This is a genomic window from Roseococcus thiosulfatophilus, from assembly GCF_017311575.1.
Classification (GTDB): Bacteria; Pseudomonadota; Alphaproteobacteria; order Acetobacterales; family Acetobacteraceae; genus Roseococcus; species Roseococcus thiosulfatophilus.
Genome location: NZ_JAFFQY010000022.1, coordinates 122,111 through 144,646 on the forward strand (window position 1 = coordinate 122,111; position 22,536 = coordinate 144,646).

Genomic DNA, 22,536 nt, shown 5'->3' on the forward strand with positions numbered 1-22,536 from the left:
GCCCTCATGCCCCTCGACAGCCCGCTTTCCATCACCGACCGCCTGTTCCATGCCGAGCTGGATCCCGCCGCCGCGCTGGCGCGCCTGCAGGACGCGACGCTGGGCTGCGAGGATGGCGAGCTGTTCCTCGAATACCGGGAGAGCGAGGCCATCAGCCTGGAGGATGGCCGCATCCGTTCGGCCAGCTATGACACCTCGCGCGGGTTCGGCCTGCGCGCGGTGCAGGGCGAGGCGGCCGGCTATGCCCATTCGGGCGAGATCACCGACGCCGCCCTCGCCCGCGCCGCCGAGACGGTGAAGGCGGTGCGGCAGGGGCGTTCGGGCACGCTGGACCTGGCGCCGCGCGCCACCAACACGCGCCTCTATGAGCCGGCCAACCCGCTGACGGCCATGGGCTTCGCGGAGAAGACCGCGCTGCTGCTGGAAATCGATGCCCATGCGCGCGCGCTGGACCGCCGCGTGGTGCAGGTGATGGCGTCCCTGACCGGCGAATGGCAGGCGGTGCAGATCCTGCGCCCGGATGGCGAGCGCGTGGCCGATATCCGCCCGCTGGTGCGCTTCGGTGTCAGCGTGGTGGTGGAGCAGGACGGGCGGCGCGAGACGGGCAGCTTCGGCACCGGCGGCCGTTTCGCCTATGCCCGCGTGCTGGAGAATGGCGGCTGGCAGCGGGGCGTGGCGGAAGCCCTGCGCCAGGCGCTGGTGAACCTGGAAAGCCAACCCGCCCCGGCCGGCGAGACCGAGGTGGTGCTGGGCCCCGGCTGGCCCGGCATCCTGCTGCACGAGGCCATCGGCCACGGGCTGGAGGGCGACTTCAACCGCAAGAAGACGAGTGCTTTCGCGGGCCTGGTCGGCACGCGCATCGCCGCCCCCGGCGTCACGGTGGTGGATGACGGCACCATCCCCGACCGGCGCGGCTCGCTGACCGTGGATGACGAGGGCACGCCCTCCGGCCGCATGGTCATGATCGAGGATGGCTACCTGCGCGGCTTCATCCAGGACCGGCAGAACGCGCGGCTGATGGGCGTGGCCCCCACCGGCAACGGCCGGCGGCAATCCTATGCCCACAGCCCCATGCCGCGCATGACCAACACGCTGATGATGAATGGCGAATACGCGCCGGAGGAGATCATCCGCAGCGTGAAGCGCGGCATCTTTGCCGTGAATTTCGGCGGCGGGCAGGTGGACATCACCAGCGGCAAATTCGTGTTTTCCATGAGCGAGGCCTACCGCATCGAGGACGGCAGGATCGGCGCGCCGGTGAAGGGCGCCACCCTGATCGGCAACGGGCCGGACGCGCTGACCAAGATCAGCATGATCGGCAATGACACGGGCATGGACCCCGGCATCGGCACCTGCGGGAAGCAGGGGCAGGGCGTGCCGGTGGGCGTGGGCCAGCCCACGCTGAAGATGATGGGGCTGACGGTGGGCGGGACGTCCCTCTGACGCTCACCCGGGTCCGGGCAGCCACACCCGGAAGGTGGCGCCCTGCCCCGGCGGGCTCTCGATGACCAGCGTGCCGCGGTGCCGGTTCAATATGTGCTTCACGATGGCGAGGCCGAGGCCGGTATTCCCCGCCGCCCGCGCCCGTCCCGAATCCACGCGGTAGAAGCGCTCGGTCAGGCGGGGGATGTGTTCGGGCGGGATGCCCGGCCCGTCATCGCGCACCTGGAAGGCCACGCCGGGGCGGCCGGCATGGCGGGCGGGGGCGGCCTGCATCACCACCTCCTCCTTCGCGTGGCGCAGCGCGTTGTCCAGCAGGTTGCGCGCCACCTGGGCGATCTGGTCGGCATCGGCGGGGTCGGCCGGAAGCGTTCCTTCCGGCAGATCCAGGCGCAGCCGCACCTTGCGCGCAGCGAAGAGGGGTTCGGCCGCCGCCGCCTCGGCACGCAGCACGGCCAGCACATCGGCGCGGCCCTGGGGCGGCAGATGCTCCGTGGCCTCGACGCGGGATAGGCCCAGCAGATCATCCACCAGGCGGCGCATGCGGTCCGCCTGGTCGGCCATGATGCCGAGGAAGCGCTGCTGCGCCGGCGGGTCGTCGGCGGCGGGGCCGCGCAGGGTCTCGATGAAGCCCATCAGGCTGGCCAAGGGGGTGCGGAGCTCGTGGCTGGCATTGGCCACGAAATCCACGCGCATGCGCTCCACCGTGCGGGCGGCGGTGCGGTCGGTCAGCACCACCACCAGCCGCCCGCCATCGGCGAGCGGCGGGGTCATGGGGATCACCTGGGCCGAGAGCTCCCGCGTGGCCTGGCCGGGCAGGGTCAGGTCGAGGGATTGCGGGCGGGCCTCGGTCAGCGCCCGGTCCACGGCGCCGGCCAACAGCGGGTGGCGCAGCAGGGCCAGCACGTCGCCCTGGCGCGTCTCGCCCTCCGCGCCCGCGATGCCGAAGAGGCGGCGGGCGGCCTGGTTGGCGCGCAGCGGCGCGCGGTCGGGGCCCAGCACCAGCAAGGGATCGGGCAGGGCCTCCACGATGGCCTCGTCGGCGGCGCGGAGCTGGCCGACCAGGGCGGCGCGCACCTCCAGCGACCGCACCAGACGCGCCAGCCCTTCCTCGATCTCCACCAGGGCCGGCAAGGGCGGCAAGGGGGGCATCTCGTGGCGGAGCGGGCCCTCCTCCTCCGCCGCCCGCCGCAGCGCGGCGGCGAGCCGCGTCACGGCCGAGATCCACAGCCAGGCCACCGCGACCGCGGCCCCCAGGCAAAACAACAGGGCCAGGGCGCCGGCCCGCGGGGTGAGCGCCCCCGTCGCCATGAGGACGAACAGCACCAGCGCCGGCGCGGCCCCGGTCAGCAGCGTGGCGGCGAGGAGCCGGCTGGGCGTCAGCTTCCGGCGCCACCCGGCACGGGGGCGGGGGACACCATGCGCGGCGTCCCGCCCGGTTGCAGCGCGAAGACCGCGAGGCCCCGGCGCGTCACGCCCCCGGCATCGAGCTGGATCGGCCCATCCGCGCCCAGGAAGGGGCTGCCAACCGGCGGCGTCCCCTCGCGCGCCGTGCGCGCGGCGAGCGCCACCGCGTCATAGGCAGGGCCCGCGAGGCGCGAGGCCCGGGCCTCGAAGGCGGCCTCGAACTGCCGGTCGAAGCGGTCACGGCCCGAGGGATCGGGGCCGGGGAACAGCGCCCCGGCCAGGGCGGGCTCATCGCCCAGGTTGGGCTCGGCGGCCCAGAGGATGGTGCCCAGGATCAAGGGGCGGCTGCCGCCCTCCGCCAGCGCTTGCGCGGCGGTGCGGGCGCCGGCGCCGGCGAAGGCCACCAGCACCGCCTCCACATCGCCCGCCCGCAGCGCCTCCGCCTGGGCCGCGAATTCCGTCGTGCGCTGCGGCACCAGCTGGATCACGGGCGCCGGCCAGCCGGCCTGGCGCGCGGCCTCCCGCATGGCGGTGGCGAGGCGCTGGCCGAAGGCGTCGTTGGGCGCCAGCAGCCCAAAACGCTGGGCGCCCTGCTCGTTGGCGGCGCTCATCACGCGACGGGCCTGCTGCGTGGGGGTGATGCCCAGCACCCAGACCCGCCCGCTGGCCTGGGCCTCGTCAGAGGTGAAGGCGAAGACCGGCACGCGGGTGGTGCGGGCCACGGCGGCCGTCTCGCCGAGCGTCAGCGGGCCCGCGATGGCCAGCGCGCCCTGGCTCTCGGCGTCCCGCGCCGCCTCGGCCGCGCCGGAGGCGGTGCTGCGGGTGTCGCGGGGCAGCAGCTCAATGCGCCGGTCGCCCTGGTCGAAGAGGGCGAGCTGCCCGGCGTTCAGCATGGCCTGCCCGAGGGCGGCATTGCCGCCGGTCAGCGGCAGCAGCAGGCCGACGCGGCGCACCGGCTCGGGCTGGGCCTGGGGCATGGCGAAGGGTGTCACGGGCGCGGCGAAAGGCCCGGGGCCGGACATCTGGGCTTGCGGGGCGCAGCCGATCAGCGGAAGGAAGAGGGCCGCGAGGGCCGCCTGCCATGGAATACGAAACCTCATTGAACTCTCCCCCTTCCGGTGGATTGACACTCGTCGCCACCCCGATCGGCAACCTGGACGACTTCCCGCCCCGCGCGCGGGCGGCCCTGGAACAGGCGGCCGCCATCTTGTGCGAGGATACCAGGGTAACGTCCAGGCTGCTGGCCCGGCATAGCATTTCCGCGACAATGATCGCGCTGCACGACCACAATGAGGCCGAGATGGCCCCCCGCCTGGTCGCGCGGATGCAGGCGGGCGAGGCGCTGGCGCTGGTGAGCGATGCCGGCACGCCGCTGGTCAGCGACCCCGGCTACAGGCTGGCGCGGGCCGCCATCGCGGCGGGCGTGCCGGTCACGGCCATCCCGGGGCCGAACGCGGCGCTGATGGCGCTGACGCTCTCCGGCCTGCCGCCGCATCCCTTCCTGTTCCATGGCTTCCTGCCGCCCAAGGCCGCGGCCCGCGCGGCCGAGATCGCGCGGCTGGCGGCGCTGGAGGCGGCGGGGCTGTCGGCCACGTTGATCTTCTACGAGGCGCCCCACCGCGCCCCGGAGGCCCTGGCGGCCCTGGCCGAGGGGCTGGGCGCCGACCGCCCGGCCGCCCTGGCGCGCGAACTCACCAAGCGCTTCGAGGAGGTGCGGCGCGGCAGCCTGGGGGAACTCGCCGCCCACTACGCCACCCATGAGGCGCGGGGCGAGGTGGTGCTCTGCGTCGGCCCCGCGCCCCCGCCGGCCGAGACGGCCGCCGAGACGCTGGACGCCACGCTGCGCGACGCCATGGCACGCATGTCGGTGCGCGACGCCGCCGCCGCGGTGGCCGCCGCCACGGGCCTCCCCCGCAAGCGCGTCTATGCCCGCGCGCTGGAGTTGTCGTCGGAAGGCGGTGGCTCGACCGCGTAGCGCGCCGGCACGGGCTGCACCACGCGGCGGCCGACCGAAACGGCGCCGGCGGGCAGGGCGGAGAAGAGGTCCTTCTCGGCCTCGACCAGCGCCACGCCCGCCAGCCGGCGCGCGGCGACGCGGCCGACGCTCTCCCACAGCCGCGCGCCGCGCAGCGCGAAGCGCCAGGGGAAGGGCGGGACGAAGAGGGCTTCCTCGCGGCGCAGCACGTGGAACATGCGGGACTCCAGAAGCCGGCTGAGCTGGCCCCGCGAATAGGGGCGGCCCTGGCCGAAGGGCGTATGGTCGAACAACGCCCAGGGGCCGAGGCGGTTGGGGGCCACCACCAGAAGGCGCCCATCATCGCGCAGCACGCGCCAGCATTCGCGCAGCAGGGGCCGCACATGCTCGCTGGCCTCCAGCCCATGGATCAGCAGGATGCGGTCCAGGCTGCGGTCGGGCAGGGGCAGGTCATGGTCCTCGGTCAGCGCGGTGCCGTGCTCGGCGTCGAAGCAGGCGGGCACCAGGCTGATGCGCCGGCCGCGCTGCCCGGCCCAGAGCCCCATATAGGGCGCGGCCCAGCCCAGCCCCAGTACGTCGAGGCCCGTGCAATCGGGCCAGAGGGCGGAAAGCCGCGCGCGGATCAGCCGCGCCGCCACCTGGCCCGGGGGGCTGGCGTAGAATTCCGTCAGGCCATGGACCTCGCCACTCATGCGGGGGATATAGGGCGGCCACACCGCCAGAGGGAGGCCGCCATGGCTTTGACCGTGAAGCCCATCGCCATTCTCGACGACAATTACGCCTGGTTCCTGCGCGACGAGGCCACCGGCATGACCGCCGTGGCCGATGCCGCCGAGGCCGCGCCCGTCATCGCCTTCGTGGAAAAGGAGGGCGGGCGGCTGGACTGGCTGTTCATCACCCACCACCACGGCGACCATGTGGCCGGCATCCCGGAGGTGCAGGCACGCTTCGGCGCGAAGGTGGCCGGCGCCGCGGCCGACGCGCACCGGCTGCCCAAGCTGGACGTGGCGCTGAAGCCGGGCGACAGCTTCGCGCTGGGTGAGGCCAAGGCGCAGATCCTCGACAGCCCCGGCCACACGCTGGGCGCCATCGCCTGGCATTTCCCGGACGGGCCGGCGGTGCTGTCGGGCGACACGATGTTCGCCGCCGGCTGCGGCCGCCTGCTGGAGGGCACGCCGGCCGACATGCACGGCGCGTTGCAGGCGCTGGGCGCCCTGCCGGGCGAGACGATGGTCTGCTGCGGGCATGAATACACGCTGTCCAACATCAAGTTCGCGCTGAGCGTGGAGCCGGACAACGCCGCGCTTCAGGCATTCGCCACGAAGGCGAAGGCGCTGCGCGAGGCGGGCCAGCCCACCGTGCCCACCACCATCGCGGACGAGCACGCCTTCAATCCTTTCCTGCGCGCCAAGGACGTGGCGGAGCTTGCGGCCCGGCGCGCGGCGAAGGACAATTTCCGCTGAAGCAACAGGAAACGTCTTCATGAAATTGCACTTTTCGGGCACCAGCCCCTATGTCCGCAAATGCGTGGCCGTGGCCAAGCACCATGGGCTGAGCATGGAGCATGTCCCCGCCAACCCGGCGCAGAACCCGGCCTCGCTGCTGGCGGACAACCCGCTGTGCAAGGTGCCCTCCTTCGTCACCGATGACGGGTTGGCGCTGAACGACAGCCCGGTGATCTGCGAGTATCTCGACCACATCGGCACGGGTGCCAAGCTGTTTCCCGCGCCGGGCCCCGCGCGGTGGAAGGCGCTGGCCATGGCCGTGCTGGCCGATGGCATCCTGGACGCCGCCGTGCCGCGCCGCGGCGCCTCCATGCTGCCGCAGGATGAGGGCCGCCAGGCCGCCGATGCGCGCTTCAAGGCCGCGATGACGCGGGCGGTGGATGCGCTGGAGGGCATGGACCTGTCCGGGCCGCTGGATATCGGCAAGGTCGGCGTGGTGTGCGCGCTGGGCTATCTGGATTTCCGCTACGCGCATGAGCCCTGGCGCCCGGGCCACCCGAAGCTGGAGGCCTTCTACGAGGCGCAGATGCAGAACCCCATCTTCGCCGAGACAAAGCCCGGCTGATGCGGCTCACCGACCCCTCGCTCGACGCGCGCGACATCGCGGCGGCCTTGGACATGCGGCCCCACCCGGAGGGCGGCTACTACAAGGAGATCTGGCGCGACAGCCCGCCCGGCGGCGGGCGGGGGGCCGGGACCGCCATCTACTACCTGCTCGGCCCCGGCGATGTCAGCCACTGGCACCGCGTGGACGCGGACGAGGGCTGGCACTGGTATGGCGGGGCGCCGCTGGTGCTCTCCATGTCCCCCAACGGGCATGATGCCTCGGCGCACCATCTCGGCCCCGATATCGGCGCGGGGCAGCGCCCCTTCCTGATGGTGCCGCGCGGCGTGTGGCAGAGCGCCACCTCGCTCGGCCGCTGGACGCTGGCGGGCTGCACCGTCTGCCCGGCCTTCGACTTCGCGGGCTTCGAGCTGGCCCCACCCGACTGGCGGCCGACGCCGCGCAAGCCCACAGGCGGATGAGCACCTCGCTCGCCTGGGATGAGCGCTATCGCGGCGGCGGCTTCCAGTTCGGGGAGGCGCCGAATGACCATCTGCGCGCGCAATGCTGGCGCTGGCGGTCCGGCATGTCCGCGCTGTGCCTGGGCGATGGCGAGGGGCGCAATGGCGTCTTCCTGGCGGAGCAGGGCCTCAACGTCACCACCCTGGACTGGTCGGAGGTGGGGGTCTCCAAGGCCCGCGCCCTGGCCGCGCGGCGCGGGGTGGCGCTCGATGCCCGCGTGGGCGATGCCGCCGCCTGGGACTACCCGGAGGCCAGCTTCGACCTCATCGCCTGGATCTACCTGCACCTGCCGCCGGCCGACCGTCACGCCGCCGCCCAGGGTTGCCTGCGCGCGCTGAAGCCGGGCGGGCTGCTGGTGCTGGAATGTTTTTCCCCCGCGCAGGAGGGGCGGCGTTCCGGCGGGCCAAAGCTGCCCGAACTGCTCTGGAGCCGCGCCCTCGCCGAGGCCGAATTCGCCGCGCTGCAAACCCTGGAACTGACCGAGGGCGCCGTGCACCTCGACGAAGGTCCGCGCCACCAGGGCCTGGCCGAGGTCGTGCGGGGGGTCTGGCGGCGGTAGCACCATGATGCAGCCGATCTGCCTGACCTTCGACAACGGACCGGAGCCCGAGACGACGCCGCTGGTGCTGGAGGTGCTGGCACGTCGCGGCCTCCGCGCCACCTTCTTCCCCATCGGCACCAAGCTGCGTGACCCGGCCCGCCGCGCGCTGGCGGAACGCACCCTGGCCGAGGGGCACCGCATCGGCAACCACACCCTGCACCATGGCGCGCCGCTGGGCCTGCGCCCGGCCGCCGAGGCGGTGGCCGAAATCACGGGCGCCGAGGCGCTGCTGGCCGGCCTCAACCCCGGCCGCCTCTTCCGCCCCAATGGCGGCGGGGGGCGGATCGGGCCGCATCTGCTGCACCGCGCGGCCTTGGACCACCTGACTGCCGAAGCCTATTCCGTTGTGCTGTGGAATGCCGTCCCGCGCGACTGGGATGATGCCGAGGGCTGGCCCGACCGCGCCCTGGCCGCCGTCCGCGAGGCCACGGCGCCGGTGCTGATGGTGCTGCACGATCTGCTGCCCGCCGCCATGGCGCATCTCGACCGGGTGCTGGGCACCTTGGCGGACGAAGGCGCCCGCTTCACCGCGGACATCCCCACCGCCTGCCTGCCCCTGGTGGCCGGGCGGCCCGCGCCGGGCTACGAACTCGCAAAAATCTGCCAGGAGGAAAACGCCACATGAACACCACCACCCGCCGTGCCTTGCTGAGCGCGGGGCTCACCGCCCCCGCCGTCATCGCCGCACCCGCCCGCGCGCAGGGCACCTGGCCGCAGCGGCCCATCCGCCTCATCGTGCCCTTCGCGGCCGGCACCAGCACCGACATCGTCGGGCGGCTGATCGGCCAGCACCTGTCACGCGGGCTGGAAGGCCATGTCGTCGTGGTCGAGAACCGCGCCGGCGCGGGCGGGACCATCGGGGCCGCCGCCGTGGCGCAGGCCGCACCCGACGGGCACACGCTGCTGCTGGGCGTCATCGGCACCCATGCCGTGAACCCCCACCTGATGCGGGGCCTGACCTATGACCCCGTGCGCGACTTCACGCCCATCCTGGCGCATTCCAAGACCAAGATCCTGCTGGTGGTGCCGCCCTCGCTCGGCGTGCGGAACCTCGCGGATTTCCTGGCGCTGGCGCGGCAGCGCACGATGAACATCGGCTCCTCCGGCACGGGCACCACGGGGCATCTCAACCAGGCGCTGCTGGCGAACCTCAGCGGCGTTGCGATGAACCACGTGCCCTATCGCGACGGGGGCCAGGCGGTGACAGACCTCGTCTCGGGCCGGCTGGATGGCATGTTCTACCACACGCAGTTCGTGCGCTCCCATGTGGAGCAAGGCACCATGGTCGCGTTGGGCATCACGGGGGCGGAGCGTTCGGCCCTGCTGCCGCAGGTGCCCACCTTCGCCGAGGGCGGCTTCGCGGACATCAGCGCCGAAGGCTGGTGGGCCATGTTCGGCCCTGCGGGCATGCCGCAGCCCATCACCGCGCGGGTGAACCGCATCCTGAACGAGGCGCTGCGCGACCCGGCCACGCTGTCGGTGCTGAACAACAGCGGCCTCGAACCCATCGGCGGCACGCCGGAGGAGCTCAGCCGCTTCCAGCAGGAGGAATTCCGCCGCTGGGGCGAGGTGATCCGGCGGGCGGATATCCGGGTGGATTCGTGAAGCGTGATCGCTGAAGGGCGGTACGCCCGAAGGCGTGAATCACGCGGCGATTGAGACCGCGGCTCAGCGCGGCGCGCCCTCCAGCCAATCCCTGCCCGCCGCCTCGGCGGGCAGCGGCGTGGCGGGGACGGCCATGAAGGCCAGCAGGTCCCGCGCCACCTCATCGCGAACCGCGTCGCGCAGCAGCAGGTGCCAGCCCTCGGGGTAGAAGACCACGCGCGGCACCTGGGCGTCGCGCAGGGCGCGGCGGGCGGCGGGGGTCGGGATCACGCGGTCCTTGCCGCCCACCATCACCAGGGTCGGCACCGCGCGGCAGCAGCCGGGCAGGGCGGCCACCGCATCGTCCATCAGCGCGACCAGCCCCTCCAGCATGTCCAGCCGGATATGGCTCAGCGTCAGGGGGTCGTTCGCGAAGCGGCGGAGGGCCGCGGTGTTGTCGCTGGCCGCGATGCCTCCCGCCACGGCGGGCGAGGCGAGCGGCCCCAGCACCGCCGCCCCCACCACCAAGGGCGGGCGCAGGAACCAGGGGAAATAGTCGCCGCCCCAGATGGCGGGGGAGGAGAGGATCAGGCCTGAAATCCCCTCGGGCTGGGCCAGCAGCGCCACCGCCCCGCCAAGGCTCTCCCCCAGGAGGAAGAAGGGAAGGCCCGGGTGGCGTTCGCGCAGCAATGCGACGGCGGCGCGGGCATCGGCCACCATCCGGTCCCGCCCCGCCCAGAGCCCGCGCGTCGCCGTCCAGCCGAAGCCGCGCTGGTCATAGGCGTAGACCAGGGCGCCGCCGGCCGCGAGTTGCGGTCCGCTCTCCAGCAGGAAATTGCCGCCATGGTCGCCCAGCCCGTGCAGGGCCAGCAGCACGAAGCGCGGCGCTCCCTCGGGCCGCCAGGCGCGCAGCGGCAGGCGGGCGCCATCCTCCATGACGAGGTCCGCCTCGGGGCGCGGCCCGGCGGGCTGGGGCCGGGGCGGCGAGACATCCAGCAGATAGGCCGGGTGCCGCGTCCAGGGCAGCGGCCCGGCCTCGAAGGGCGCGATGGCCGGCCCGGCGACCACCGGCGGCGGGCGTTCGGACGGCACGCAGGCGCCCAGCGCCAGGAGCAACAGGAGGAGGAGACGACCCATGCCCCTGGCATATGGGGGAGGTTCCGTCTGGTCCATCCTCCACCGCTTGGGTATGTTCGGGGGAAGCAAACGCCAGGACCAACCTTCGATGCGCGACCCGCAGATCACCGGCTACACCCCCGTCCTGACCGAGGGCGTCACCCCGCAGGAGGTCATCATGGTGGAAACCCGCCAGGTGCGCTGCGATGGCGGCGGCGGCACGCTGGGCCACCCCTCCATCTTCATGCGCATCGAGCACGAGCAGGTGACCTGCCCCTATTGCTCCCGCACCTACCGCCTGAAGGACGGGGCGGGTGACGACCACGCCCATTGAGGCGGAGGCGACGCGCCCCGCCCTGCCCGCCGAGGACCGCCACCTGATCCTGGTGGATGGCAGCGGCTACATCTTCCGCGCCTATCACGCCCTGCCGCCCATGACGCGCCCGGACGGCACCCCCGTGAACGCGGTGTTCGGCTTCGCGCAGATGCTGGAGAAATTCCTCAGCCAGCATGTCGCCAGCCACATCGCCGTGGTGTTCGACAGCGCGCGCGAGACCTTCCGCAACCAGATCTACCCCGCCTACAAGGCGCATCGGCCCGAGCCGCCGGAGGAACTCGTTCCGCAATTCGCCCTGATCCGCGACGCCACCGATGCCTTCGGCGTCTGCCGCGTCGAGTTGCCGGGCTTCGAGGCCGATGACCTGATCGCCAGCTACGCCCGCGAATTCGAGGCGGAGGGCGGCCGCGTCACCATCGTCTCCTCCGACAAGGATTTGATGCAGCTGATCCGCGAGCGCGTGGTGATGCTGGACCCCATCAAGCAAAAGCCCATCCGCGCCCCCGAGGTGCTGGAGAAATTCGGCGTGGCGCCCGAGAAGGTGGTCGAGGTGCAGGCGCTGGCCGGCGACTCCACCGACAACGTGCCCGGCGTGCCCGGCATCGGCATCAAGACGGCCGCGCAGCTCATCACGGAATACGGTGATCTGGAGACGCTGCTGGCCCGCGCCGGCGAGATCAAGCAGCCCAAGCGGCGCGAGGTGCTGCAGACCCATGCAGAGGCCGCGCGCATCTCGCGCCGCCTGGTGCAGCTCGACGCCAACGCCCCCCTGCCCTGCCCGGTGGAGCACATGCGCGCCCGCGCGCCCGAGCCCGCGCGCCTTCTGGCCTTCCTGCGCGAGAACAATTTCCGCTCATTGCTGGCCCGGCTGGGCGAGGGGGATGGCGGCGCGCCGCACCGCCCGCGCCCCATGGCCGAAGCCGCCGAGGCGCCCGCCGAAGCGAAGCCCTTCGGCCCCTACACCACCATCACCGACCGCGCGACGCTCGACCTCTGGGTGGCGGAAGCCCGCACGGCCGGCGTGGTGGCGCTGGACACCGAGACCACCAGCCTCGATGCGCTGGCCGCCCGGCTGGTGGGCATCTGCATGGCCGTGGCGCCCGGCCGCGCGGCCTATATCCCGCTGGGCCACGCCGCGCCCGACATGCTGACCGAGACGCCCGCGCAACTGCCGCAGGCGGAAGCCGTTGAGGCGCTGCGGCCGCTCCTGGCCGACCCGGGCGTGCTCAAGGTGCTGCACAACGCGAAATACGACATCGAGGTGCTGGCCAACCCCGCCAATGGCGGGCTGCTGGTGTCGCCAATCGACGACACCATGATGATCTCCTACGCGCTGGAGGCCGGGCTGCACGGGCACGGGATGGATGAGCTGTCGCAGCTCCATCTCGGCCACAAGCCCATCAGCTTCGACGAGGTCACGGGCACGGGCCGCGCGCGCATCAGCTTCGCGCAGGTGCCGCTGGACCGCGCCACCGCCTACGCCGCCGAGGATGCCGACGTCACGCTGCGCCTGTGGCACGCGCTGCGGCCGCGGCTGCGCGCCGAGAAGGCGCTGGCCCTCTACGAGCAGGTGGAGCGCCGGATGATCCCCGTGCTGGCCGCGATGGAGACGGCCGGCATCAAGGTGGATGGCGCCGAACTCTCGCGCATCGGCCAGGATTTCGCCGAACGCCTGGTGGTGCTGGAGGCCGAGTGCCACCGGCTTGTGGGGCGGCCCTTCAACGTCGGTTCGCCGAAGCAACTTGGGGAAATCCTGTTCCAGGAAATGGGCCTCAAGGGCGGCAAGAAGGGCAAGACCGGCGCCTATTCGACCGATGCCTCGGTGCTGGAGGAACTGGCCGCGCAGGGCGTCGAACTGGCCCGCACGGTGCTGGACTGGCGGCAGCTGGCCAAGCTGAAATCCACCTATGTGGAAGGGCTGGCGAACGCGCTGGCCGCCGATGGCCGCGTGCACACCGATTTCTCGATGGCCATCACCAGCACGGGGCGGCTGTCCTCCACCGAGCCCAATTTGCAGAACATCCCCATCCGCACCGAGGAGGGTGTCCGCATCCGCCGCGCCTTCGTGGCCGAGCCCGGCCATGTGCTGATGAGCGCGGACTACAGCCAGATCGAACTGCGCCTGCTGGCGCATTTGGCCGATGTGCCGACGCTGCGCGAGGCATTCGCCAATGGCGAGGACATCCACAGCCGCACCGCCGCGGAAATCTTCCACCTGGAACCGGGCAAGGTGGACAAGGAAGCGCGCCGCCGCGCCAAGACCATCAATTTCGGCATCATCTACGGCATGTCCGCCTTCGGCCTGGCCGCGCGGCTGGGCATCGGCCCGGGCGAGGCGCGCGGCATCATTGACGCCTATTTCGCGCAATACCCCGGCATCCGCGCCGAGATGGAGCGCCTGAAGGACGAGGCGCGCGTCCATGGCCATGTGCTGAGCCCCTTCGGGCGCCGGCTCTGGATCGCGGACATCAAGTCCAAGGACCCGGTGCGCCGCGGCGGGGCCGAGCGCCAGGCCATCAACGCCCCCTTCCAAGGCGGGGCCGCCGAGGTCATCAAGCGCGCCATGGTGCGCGTGCCCCAGGCGCTACGGGATGCGGGCCTCTCCGCCCGCATGCTGCTGCAGGTGCATGACGAACTGGTGCTGGAGGTGCCGGAGGCCGAGGTGGAGGCCACCGCCGCCACCCTGAAATCCGTCATGGAGAGTGTGGCCCAGCTGCGCGTGCCGCTGCTGGTCGAGGTGGGCCATGGCCGGTCCTGGGCGGAGGCGCACTGAGATGTCGGGCTTTTCCACCGCCGAACGACGCACGCTTTTCGCCATTTCCGGCGCGCATTTCGTCAGCCACCTGCACATCCTGGCCCTGCCGCCGCTGTTTCCGCTGCTGCGGGATGCGATGGGGGTGAGCTTCCTCGAACTCGGCATCGCGCTGACGGTGTTCAACATCGTCTCCTTCTTCACCCAGGCGCCCATGGGATTCCTGGTGGACCGCTGGGGCCCGCACCGCGTGCTGGTGACGGGGATGATGCTGGGCGGCCTGGCCCTCGCGCTCGCGGGCATCTTCCAGGAATATTCCTGGCTGCTGGCGGCCTCGGCGCTGCTGGGGCTGGCCAACAGCGTCTATCACCCGGCCGACTACGCCATCCTGGGCCGCGACGTGGCCGAGGACCATGTGGGCCGCGCCTTCTCCATCCACACCTTCGCGGGCTATCTCGGCGGCGCCGTGGCGCCCGCCTTCATGCTGGGCACGGCTTGGCTCTTCGGGCTGGGCGGCGCGCTGGTGGCGGCGGGGCTGCTGGGGCCGCTGCTGGCCCTGCCGCTGATCCGCCCCGCCCTGTCCGAACGGCCGGCGCCCCCGCGGCCCAAGGCCGCGCCCGGCACGCCCAGCGTGTTCAGCGCGGCGGTGCTGACGCTGACGGTGTTCTTCGTGCTGATCAGCCTCTCCGCCGGCGGCGTGCAGAGCTTCGCCGTCTCGGCCTGGGGCGCGTTCAGCGGGTTGTCGCTGGCCTCCGCCAATATCGCGCTCACGGCCTGGCTGGCGCTGAGCGCCGTGGGCGTGTTGGCGGGTGGCCACATCGCCGACCGCACACGCCGGCACGGGCTGGTGGCGGCGGCGGGCTTCGGCGCGGCGGCGGTGCTGATCCTGGTGGCTGGGCTGGTGCCCATGGGCGTGGTGCCGCTGACGGTGGTGATGGCGGCCTCGGGCTTCCTGACGGGCCTCATCATGCCCTCGCGCGACATGCTGGTGCGCGCGGCCGCCCCGCCGGGCCAGGCGGGGGCGGTGTTCGGCATCGTCACCACTGGCTTCAACATCGGTGGCATCGCGGGGCCGCTGATGTTCGGCGCCCTGCTGGACAATGGCCAGCCGCAGGCGATCTTCGTCGCGGCCGCTGGCTTCATGGGCCTCGCGGTGGCGATGGCGCTTTGGCAGGAGCAGAAGCGCGGCCGGCGCGTGGTGGCGGCCGCGGAGTAGCGAAGCTTCGCCGCAGGGCCGATTCACGGCTTCGGCGGGATCGGCGGGCTACCCGGCCGCGTGCGCCTGGAGGTCCTCCAGCGCGCAATGGCGCAATGCGGCGATATTCGTGGCCGCCAGCACCACGCGCGGCGCCACGCCCGCCTGCCGTGCCTGTTCCCAGCGCATGGCGCAGAGGCACCACTGGTCGCCGGGTTTCAGGCCAGGGAAGTGGTATTCCGGGCGCGGCGTGGACAGGTCATTGCCCACCCGGCGCGAGAATTCCAGGAACTCCGCCGTCATCACGGCGCAGACGGTGTGGCTGCCGTGGTCGTGCTCGTCCGTCTTGCAGCAGCCGTCCCGATACCATCCGGTCAGCGGGTCCATGCTGCACGGGACCAGCGCCCCGCCCAGCACGTTGCGGGCCTGCGGCCCGCGTCCGAACCCGCTGCCATCTGGCATGGCGTCAGGCCGCGGCCTTGATGGCGGCCGCCTTCACATCCTCGCTGACGGCGCCGGCGAAGGCCTCGAAGTTCTTCTCGAACCGCGCCACCAGCTCCGCCGCCGTGCGGTCATAGGCCGCCTTGTCGGCCCAGCTCTCGCGCGGGTTCAGCACCTCGGCCGGGATGCCGGGGACGCTCTTCGGGATCATCAGGCCGAAGAAGGGGTCCTGCACGAACTCCACCTTGGCCAGCGAACCATCCAGCGCGGCGCGCAGCAAAGCGCGGGTGTGCTGGATGCTCATGCGCTTGCCGGTGCCATAGGCGCCGCCGGTCCAGCCGGTGTTCACCAGCCAGCAATCGGCGCCGTCGCGCTGGATGCGCTCCTCCAGCATCCGGCCATAGACCTCGGGGTTGCGCGGCAGGAAGGGCGCGCCGAAGCAGGTGGAGAAGGTGGCCTGCGGCTCCTTGCCCAACCCCTTCTCGGTGCCGGCCACGCGGGCCGTGTAGCCCGAGAGGAAGTGGTACATCGCCTGGGCCGGCGTCAGCTTCGAGATGGGCGGCAGCACGCCGAAGGCATCGGCCGTCAGCATCACCACGTTCTTCGGCAACCCGGCCTGGCCCCCGGGCGCCAGGCCCGGGATGTAGTTGATCGGGTAGCAGGAGCGCGTGTTCTCGGTGTAGCGGTTGTCGTCGAGGTCGAGGTTGCCGCGCTCATCGGCCACCACGTTCTCGAGCACCGTGCCGAAGCGGTGGGAGGCGTCCCAGATCTGCGGCTCCGCGTCGCGCGAGAGCTTGATGACCTTGGCGTAGCAGCCGCCCTCGAAGTTGAACACGCCCTTGTCCGACCAGCCATGCTCGTCATCGCCGATGAGCGAACGCTCGGGGTCGCTGGAGAGCGTGGTCTTGCCGGTGCCGGAGAGGCCGAAGAACAGCGCCACATCGCCATGCCGGCCCACATTGGCCGAGCAGTGCATGGGCAGCACGCCGCGCGCCGGCAGCAGCCAGTTCATCACGGTGAAGATGCTCTTCTTGATCTCGCCGGCATAGCTCGTGCCCGCGATCAGGATGGTCTTCGCCGCGAAGGACAGCGCGATGCAGGTGCTACTGCGGCAGCCATCCGCCTCCGGGTCCGCCTCGTATTCCGGGGCGTGCAGGATGGTGAAGTCGGGCTCGAATTCCGGCAGGTCGCGCCGCAGCGGGCGGATGAACATGTTGCGTGCGAACAGCGCGTGCCAGGCATTGGTCGTGACCAGCCGCACGCGGATGCGGTGCGCGGGGTCGGCGCCGGCATAGAGGTCCTGGGTGAAGAGCACCGGGCGCTCGCCCAGCCAGCCGCGCACCTTGGCGACCAGGCCCTGGAACTTCTCGGGCGCCATCTTCTGGTTGATCTTGCCCCACCAGACCTCGTTCGTGACCTCGGGGTCGTCCACCACGAACTTGTCCTGCACGGAGCGGCCCGTGTGGTGGCCCGTCAGCGCCATGAAGGCGCCATCCGCCGAGAGCCGGCCCTCGCCCCGCACCAGCGCGTGCTGCACCAGGCCCGGCGCGGTGAGGTTGGCATGGACGGGATGGCCCGTCGTCACACCGGTTCCGGACAGCGGATGATCACTCATGAAATAAGCCTCCTTCGGGGGCGCACAGCAGACCGGTCACGCCTCCTGTGGGAAGCCATGCGATCATGATCTGGGCGGGAGATAGGGCCGAGCCGGGAAAAGCGTCAATCCTGAAAAGCCGTTCATTTCCAAGGCTTGCCCAAATCATTGTGCGAACGTCATTGGTGCGATGCAGCACGGGCCGCGCGCGCGGCAAGTACCAGTTCCCGCCGGACGGAATCCGCGTCAGTCGCACCCATTTGAAATTCCAGGCGAAGCACGCGCTCGCCGTCCACCAGATCACAACCTTCGGTATCAACCGCCGCGAGCCGCCACGCGCCGGGTCCGCCGCCGGGCAGATGCAGGGCGATGGCCGCGATGGCATCGGCATGGTCCTCGTTCACATGCGAGAGGATGCCGGGCTCGGCCGCCAGCAGCGCCGCCACATGGGCCGGGTCGGGCAGCAGGGCGGCTTGGCGCAGCCGGTGGGCGCGGGCGAAGCCCTCGACCATCAGCGCCCCCTGCGGCGCGATCCGCCACAGGCCGAAATCCGCGAAATCGGCGTAGAGGGCGGCATAGGGGTGCCGCGCCAGCCAGCGCGCCTTCAACGCCGGGTCCTCCACCCGTTCCGCCAGGCCCGTCAGCGTCACGCGCGGGGCGGTCTGCGGGTTGGGGCCCTCGCCCGGCCCGGTGAAGAGCAGGGCGCAGCGGGGCTCGCGCTCCAGGTGGCGGGTGTGCTCCGACAGGCGGGAGAGCCAGAGCAGGGGCGAGAGGTCCGGCGCGCAGGCCGGGGTGACGAGGCTCGCGAAGGGCTGGCCGTCGAGTTGGGTGGCGAGGGTCGCGGCCCGCGCGGCGCGGACCAGGCGGCGCGCGGCGAGGCCATGGTCTTCGGTCATCGGCTGGCCCCTTCTCAGTGCGGGCGCGGCGGCGGGAAGGCTGCGTCGAGCAGGTGCAGGTGGGTGCCGACCCGGATGGCCTCGGCGGTGTCGCTGCACGCCGCCTCCAGCGGGGCCAGCGGCAGGGCGGCGACCACGGCGCCCGTATCGATTCGGGTCTGCAGGGTGGCGGCCGCCTCCGCGAGGCGCGCGGCGCCGAAATTGCCCGCCAGGCCCTTCAGGGAATGCGCCTCCCGCGCCAGGGCGGTGCCGTCCTCGCGGTCGCGCTGCTCGCGCAGGCGCGCCAGGGCCTCCAGCAGGCTGCGAAGGAATTCCTGGTACATCTGGTCCACCGCATCGCGCGGCAGCCCTTCGAACATGCCGGCCAATTGCCCGCGGTCCAGTACGGGGGGGCCATCGGCGGCGAGCGGGACCTCGGACGGGGCCTCGCCGGCCTGGGCCGCGGCGATGGCCTGGCGGATGGCCGCCCAGTCCAGCGGCTTGGTCAGGAAGCCGGTGAAGCCCGCCCTGGCATATTCCGGGCTGGTCCGCGCGAAGACATCGGCCGTCAGCGCGTGCACCGGCACCCGCCCCACCTCGCCCGGCAGGGCCCGGATGGCGGCGGTGGCCGCGATGCCGTCCATGCCCGGCATGTGCAGGTCCATCAGGACCAGGTCGAAGGGCGGGCCTTCGGCCACGCGGGCCACCGCCTCCTCGCCCGTCGCGGCCAGCACCACTTGGTGCCCGTCCCGCTCCAGGATGGCGGAGACGACCTTGCGGTTCAGCGCCACGTCATCCACCACCAGCACGCGCGCAGGCGCGAGGCGAGGGCGCGGGGCAGCGCGGCGCGGCGCGGGCAGGCGCAGCGGCAGGGAGAAGCGGAACAGCGCGCCGCCGCCCGGCGCATCCTCGCAGGTCACCTCGCCGCGCATGGCATGGGCCAGCTGGCGGCAGATGACGAGGCCGAGCCCCGTGCCGCCGGCGCGGCGCGAGGTGACCTCCTCCAGCGGCGTATAGGGCTGGAACAGCTCCGCCCGCCGTTCGGAGGGGATGCCGGGGCCGGTGTCGAGCACCTCCAGCACCAGCAGCGGGGCGCCACCCGGCGCCATCTCCGGGCCCATGCGCACCGTGATGCCGCCCTGCTGGGTGAACTTCACCGCGTTGCTGAGCAGGTGGCCGATGACCTGGCGCAGCCGCTGCGCGTCGCCCAGCACCTGCGACGGCAGGTCCGGCGCCACCTCGACATGGAGGAACAGCCCCTGCCGGGCGGCCAGGCCGGCGAATTGCTCCGCCACCTCGCGCAGCAGCGCCGCGGGGTCGCAGGGCGCATCGCGCAGTTCGAAATGGCCGGATTCGATCAGGGAGTAGTCCAGGATGTCGTCCAGCACGCGCATCAACGCCTCGGCCGAACCGCGCAGCGCCTGCAGACGGTCGCGCGCCTCCATCTCGGCCCCGCCATCCTCCATCAGGTCCAGCATGCCGAGGACGCCGGTCATGGGCGTCCGCAGCTCATGCGACATCATGGCCAGGAAACGGGCCTTGGTGCGGGCGGCGGCCTCGGCGTCGCGGCGGGCGCGCTCCGCCCGGTCCCGCGCGGCGGAGAGCGCCGCGCTGCGCTCCGACAGCTGGGCCGTCGTCGCGCGCAGATCCTGCTCCACCCGCTTGCGTTCCGTGACCTCGACGGTAACGGAGAGGACGCCCGGGCGCGGGTCGTGCAGGCCGCGCAGCGGGACCTTGCTGACCAGCATGGCGCGCGGGCCGCTTTGGGGCGAGGTGAAGGTCTGCTCCCTCTCGGTCTCGCTGGCCCGCCCCTCGATCAGCGCCTCCTCGTCGTGGCGCAGTTCCTCCGCGAGGCGGGCGAAGGTCTTGGGGGAGAGGCAGGTTCCCTCCAGCTCCTCGAACCGGCGGCCCAGCACCTCGGCCCGCCGCAGGGACAGGCTGGCCTCCCAGCAGCGGTTCACGAAGCGGTAGCGACGTTCCGAATCCTTGATGGAGACGGCGGCGGGAAGCTGGTCCATCACCGCCTGGAGCAGCTGGATGTCCAGGTCCACGCGCCGCCCCGTGGTCGGCAGCCAGGTGGCCAGGGCCAGGCGCCCTTCCCGGCCCGGCTGGATGGTCAGCAGCAGCAGCCTGTCCTGGGCGCGCGCGAGCACGAGCTGGACCGGGCCCGGTGCCTCGATCGCGGCCTGCAAGGCCGTCAGGTCCAGGCGGAACCCTCCCTGCGCGGCCGCTTCCCGCAGCGCATCCACCAGCGCCGTGGCGGTGCCCTCGCCAGGCGCGAGCTCCATCTCCAGCAGCATATCGGCGGCGATCGGGTGGGCGTCCGGCCCTGAATTCATCTGTGCTTGCATCCCAGCGCCAGGCGCGCGCGGGCCTGTAACCACATGGTGACCCGGACGGAAGGGCGAAGGAAACCCCTCATCTTCCTGGCAAATGTCGATTTGCGGCGCACGCAACCAGGTGTTGAGAAATTTCCCCGGCAACGCATCGCTGGGCATGCGCCCCGCGACGCCTCTGGCGTTCCGGGCCCCAAGGCTGTAGGAGGCGCGCATCATGACCACCATCCTGCTCATCCTGTTCCTGCTGGTCACCCTGGCGCTGATCGGGGTCATCCTCGTGCAGCGCAGCGAAGGGGGTGGCCTGGGCATCGGCGGCTCCAGCGGGGGCGGCATGGGGTCGATCATGGGCGGCCGCGGCACGGCGAACCTGCTGACGCGCACCACCGCCATCCTGGGCACCCTGTTCTTCGTGCTGGCGCTGACGCTGGCCCTGCTGGACCGCGGCACGGCGCTGAACCGTTCCATCCTGGACGCGCCCCCGGCCAGCGCGCCCACCGCCCCGGCGCTGCCCACCGTTCCGACGAACTGAGCGCCGCCGCGCGAACATAGGTGCCCGGCGCAACCGGGGGGCTGTAACACCGGCCCGGTTGCGTCTATCACGACCCCCCATGGCGCGGTTCGTATTCATCACCGGCGGCGTGGTCTCCTCGCTTGGCAAGGGCATCGCGGCGGCTTCCCTCGGGGCCCTGTTGCAGTCACGCGGCTATCGCGTGCGGCTGCGCAAGCTCGACCCCTATCTCAACGTGGATCCGGGGACGATGAGCCCCTACCAGCATGGCGAGGTCTTCGTGACCGATGACGGGGCGGAAACCGACCTCGACCTCGGACACTACGAACGCTTCACCGGCGTCCATGCCAACAAGGCGGACAACTGGACCACCGGCCGCCTCTATTCCGAGGTCATCGCGAAGGAGCGCCGGGGCGACTACCTGGGCGCCACCGTCCAGGTCATTCCCCACATCACCGACGCCATCAAGGCCGCGGTCCTGGCCGACACGGACAATTACGACTTCGTGCTGGTCGAGGTCGGCGGCACGGTGGGCGACATCGAGAGCCTGCCCTTCCTGGAGGCCATCCGGCAGCTGGCCAACGAACTCGGGCCGACGCGCAGCCTCTTCATCCACCTGACGCTGGTGCCCTACATCCCCTCGGCCGGCGAGCTGAAGACCAAGCCCACCCAGCATTCCGTGAAGGAATTGCTTGGCCTGGGCATCCAGCCGCATATCCTGCTGTGCCGCTGCGACCGCAAGATCCCCGAAAATGAGCGCCGCAAGATCGCGCTGTTCTGCAATGTGCGGCCCGAGAGCGTCATCCCGGCCTATGACGCCGCCAGCATCTATTCCGTGCCGCTGAGCTACCATGCCGAGGGGCTGGACCGCGAAGTGCTGCGCCACTTCAACCTGTCCATCTATGGCGAGCCGGACCTTTCGGGCTGGCAGCGCATCACCGAGCGCATCACCGCGCCGGAGGGCGAGGTCACCATCGCGGTGGTGGGCAAGTACACGGGGCTGCTTGACGCCTACAAATCGCTGAACGAGGCGCTGGCCCATGGCGGCATCGCGCACAACATGCGCGTGAAGCTGGACTGGGTGGACAGCGAGATCTTCGAGCGCGAGGAGGACCGCGTGGTGGGCCGCCTGGAGGGCGTCCACGGCATCCTGGTCCCCGGCGGCTTCGGCGAACGCGGCACCGGCGGCAAGATCGCGGCCGTGCGCTTCGCCCGCGAACGGAAGATCCCCTTCCTCGGCATCTGCTTCGGCATGCAGATGGCGGTCATCGAGGCGGCGCGGAACCTGCTGGACATGCAGGGCGCCTCCTCCACCGAATTCGGCCCCTGCGCCGAGCCGGTGGTGGGCCTGCTGACCGAATGGGTCCGCGGCAACCAGCGCGAGGTGCGCGAGGCGGGCGGCGACCTGGGCGGCACCATGCGGGTGGGCGCCTTCCCCGCCGTGCTGGCGCAGGATTCCCTGGTGGCGCGCGTCTATGGCGAGAGCCGGATCGAGGAACGCCACCGCCACCGCTACGAGGTGAATGTCGGCTACCGCGAGCGGCTGGAGGCGGCGGGGCTGCGCTTCTCCGGCATGTCGCCCGACGGGGTCCTGCCCGAGATCGTGGAATACCCGGACCATCCGTGGTTCATCGGCGTGCAGTTCCACCCGGAGCTGAAGTCCAAGCCCTTCGCGCCGCACCCGCTGTTTGCGGGCTTCGTGGGCGCGGCGGTGGCGCAGGCGCGCCTAGTCTAGAGCATGCTGCGTTCACGCAGCCTGCTCTAACCTTTGTTGTGAGCGGGATTCAGCGTTCTCGGTGAT

At 71.9% G+C, this 22,536-nt stretch carries 21 protein-coding genes; 13 read left to right on the forward strand and 8 right to left on the reverse strand.

Annotation, left to right across the window (positions count from 1 at the left end):
• Positions 1–6: 6 nt before the first annotated feature.
• Positions 7–1,443, forward strand: a complete 1,437-nt coding sequence (tldD, locus tag JTN19_RS09805; protein WP_206931873.1) for a metalloprotease TldD — start codon at positions 7–9, stop codon at positions 1,441–1,443.
• 3 nt (positions 1,444–1,446) lie between these two features.
• Here the strand turns inward: tldD and JTN19_RS09810 are convergent, their stop codons facing one another.
• Both JTN19_RS09810 and JTN19_RS09815 read right to left on the reverse strand, forming a co-directional pair.
• Complete coding sequence (locus JTN19_RS09810) at positions 1,447–2,766, reverse strand: ATP-binding protein (RefSeq protein ID WP_340643307.1); 1,320 nt, start codon at positions 2,764–2,766, stop codon at positions 1,447–1,449.
• A 53-nt stretch (positions 2,767–2,819) separates the two neighbouring features.
• On the reverse strand, positions 2,820–3,947 hold the full coding sequence (locus tag JTN19_RS09815; RefSeq protein ID WP_206931876.1) for a penicillin-binding protein activator: 1,128 nt from the start codon (positions 3,945–3,947) through the stop codon (positions 2,820–2,822).
• On the opposite strand from JTN19_RS09815, the gene rsmI reads away from it, so the two are divergent.
• Positions 3,929–4,822: a 16S rRNA (cytidine(1402)-2'-O)-methyltransferase gene (gene rsmI / locus JTN19_RS09820; RefSeq protein ID WP_206931878.1), complete on the forward strand. Its 894-nt coding sequence runs from the start codon at positions 3,929–3,931 to the stop codon at positions 4,820–4,822. The genes JTN19_RS09815 and rsmI overlap by 19 nt on opposite strands.
• On the opposite strand, the gene JTN19_RS09825 is transcribed toward rsmI, so the two are convergent.
• The gene (locus tag JTN19_RS09825; protein WP_206931880.1) at positions 4,771–5,514 is read right to left on the reverse strand and encodes a methyltransferase domain-containing protein; all 744 of its coding nucleotides are present in this window, start codon (positions 5,512–5,514) and stop codon (positions 4,771–4,773) included. The genes rsmI and JTN19_RS09825 overlap by 52 nt on opposite strands.
• A 42-nt stretch (positions 5,515–5,556) precedes the next feature.
• Here JTN19_RS09825 and gloB point away from each other — a divergent pair, with 42 nt between their 5' ends.
• Genes gloB through JTN19_RS09855 form a run of 6 tightly spaced genes read left to right on the forward strand, consistent with a single transcriptional unit; the run spans position 5,557 to position 9,599 of the window.
• Positions 5,557–6,285, forward strand: a complete 729-nt coding sequence (gene gloB, locus JTN19_RS09830; protein ID WP_206931888.1) for a hydroxyacylglutathione hydrolase — start codon at positions 5,557–5,559, stop codon at positions 6,283–6,285.
• Between the two features lie 19 nt (positions 6,286–6,304).
• Entirely contained in the window at positions 6,305–6,892 is a 588-nt protein-coding gene (locus JTN19_RS09835) for a glutathione S-transferase N-terminal domain-containing protein (RefSeq protein WP_206931889.1), read from the forward strand.
• A complete protein-coding gene (locus JTN19_RS09840; RefSeq protein ID WP_206931890.1) occupies positions 6,892–7,353 on the forward strand; it encodes a cupin domain-containing protein in 462 nt (153 codons plus the stop codon). Before JTN19_RS09835 ends, JTN19_RS09840 begins: the two co-directional genes overlap by 1 nt.
• Positions 7,350–7,952 (forward strand): class I SAM-dependent methyltransferase, encoded by a 603-nt coding sequence (locus JTN19_RS09845; RefSeq protein WP_206931891.1) that lies wholly within the window; start codon positions 7,350–7,352, stop codon positions 7,950–7,952. Before JTN19_RS09840 ends, JTN19_RS09845 begins: the two co-directional genes overlap by 4 nt.
• A gap of 4 nt (positions 7,953–7,956) precedes the next feature.
• The gene (locus JTN19_RS09850) at positions 7,957–8,619 is read left to right on the forward strand and encodes a polysaccharide deacetylase family protein (protein ID WP_206931892.1); all 663 of its coding nucleotides are present in this window, start codon (positions 7,957–7,959) and stop codon (positions 8,617–8,619) included.
• Complete coding sequence (locus JTN19_RS09855) at positions 8,616–9,599, forward strand: Bug family tripartite tricarboxylate transporter substrate binding protein (RefSeq protein ID WP_206931893.1); 984 nt, start codon at positions 8,616–8,618, stop codon at positions 9,597–9,599. The genes JTN19_RS09850 and JTN19_RS09855 overlap by 4 nt, the downstream gene beginning before the upstream one ends.
• Before the next feature lie 63 nt (positions 9,600–9,662).
• Here the strand turns inward: JTN19_RS09855 and JTN19_RS09860 are convergent, their stop codons facing one another.
• Positions 9,663–10,715, reverse strand: a complete 1,053-nt coding sequence (locus JTN19_RS09860; protein WP_206931894.1) for an alpha/beta fold hydrolase — start codon at positions 10,713–10,715, stop codon at positions 9,663–9,665.
• Between the two features lie 88 nt (positions 10,716–10,803).
• Here JTN19_RS09860 and JTN19_RS09865 point away from each other — a divergent pair, with 88 nt between their 5' ends.
• From JTN19_RS09865 to JTN19_RS09875, 3 genes are read left to right on the forward strand one after another with little or no spacing between them, the layout of a single operon-like run.
• The gene (locus JTN19_RS09865) at positions 10,804–11,028 is read left to right on the forward strand and encodes a zinc-finger domain-containing protein (RefSeq protein ID WP_206931896.1); all 225 of its coding nucleotides are present in this window, start codon (positions 10,804–10,806) and stop codon (positions 11,026–11,028) included.
• Positions 11,009–13,804 (forward strand): DNA polymerase I, encoded by a 2,796-nt coding sequence (gene polA / locus JTN19_RS09870; protein ID WP_340643308.1) that lies wholly within the window; start codon positions 11,009–11,011, stop codon positions 13,802–13,804. Before JTN19_RS09865 ends, polA begins: the two co-directional genes overlap by 20 nt.
• A gap of 1 nt (position 13,805) precedes the next feature.
• Positions 13,806–14,999: an MFS transporter gene (locus JTN19_RS09875; RefSeq protein WP_206931897.1), complete on the forward strand. Its 1,194-nt coding sequence runs from the start codon at positions 13,806–13,808 to the stop codon at positions 14,997–14,999.
• Between the two features lie 48 nt (positions 15,000–15,047).
• On the opposite strand, the gene JTN19_RS09880 is transcribed toward JTN19_RS09875, so the two are convergent.
• The 4 genes from JTN19_RS09880 to JTN19_RS09895 all read right to left on the reverse strand — a co-directional run bounded on the left by JTN19_RS09880 (position 15,048) and on the right by JTN19_RS09895 (position 20,227).
• Positions 15,048–15,440 carry a DUF2237 family protein gene (locus JTN19_RS09880; protein WP_206931898.1) on the reverse strand — a complete coding sequence of 131 codons (393 nt, stop codon included), beginning with the start codon at positions 15,438–15,440 and terminating at the stop codon, positions 15,048–15,050.
• A gap of 4 nt (positions 15,441–15,444) precedes the next feature.
• Entirely contained in the window at positions 15,445–17,034 is a 1,590-nt protein-coding gene (locus JTN19_RS09885; protein WP_206931899.1) for a phosphoenolpyruvate carboxykinase, read from the reverse strand.
• A gap of 158 nt (positions 17,035–17,192) precedes the next feature.
• Positions 17,193–17,909 (reverse strand): HugZ family pyridoxamine 5'-phosphate oxidase, encoded by a 717-nt coding sequence (locus tag JTN19_RS09890; RefSeq protein ID WP_206931902.1) that lies wholly within the window; start codon positions 17,907–17,909, stop codon positions 17,193–17,195.
• Positions 17,910–17,923: 14 nt separating this feature from the next.
• Positions 17,924–20,227, reverse strand: coding sequence for a PAS domain-containing sensor histidine kinase (locus JTN19_RS09895; protein WP_206931904.1), 2,304 nt, complete (start codon positions 20,225–20,227; stop codon positions 17,924–17,926).
• Positions 20,228–20,441: 214 nt separating this feature from the next.
• Between JTN19_RS09895 and secG the strand changes: the two genes are divergently transcribed.
• A complete protein-coding gene (secG, locus tag JTN19_RS09900) occupies positions 20,442–20,756 on the forward strand; it encodes a preprotein translocase subunit SecG (protein ID WP_206931905.1) in 315 nt (104 codons plus the stop codon).
• 79 nt (positions 20,757–20,835) lie between these two features.
• On the forward strand, positions 20,836–22,470 hold the full coding sequence (locus tag JTN19_RS09905; protein WP_206931908.1) for a CTP synthase: 1,635 nt from the start codon (positions 20,836–20,838) through the stop codon (positions 22,468–22,470).
• The last annotated feature ends 66 nt before the right edge of the window (positions 22,471–22,536 follow it).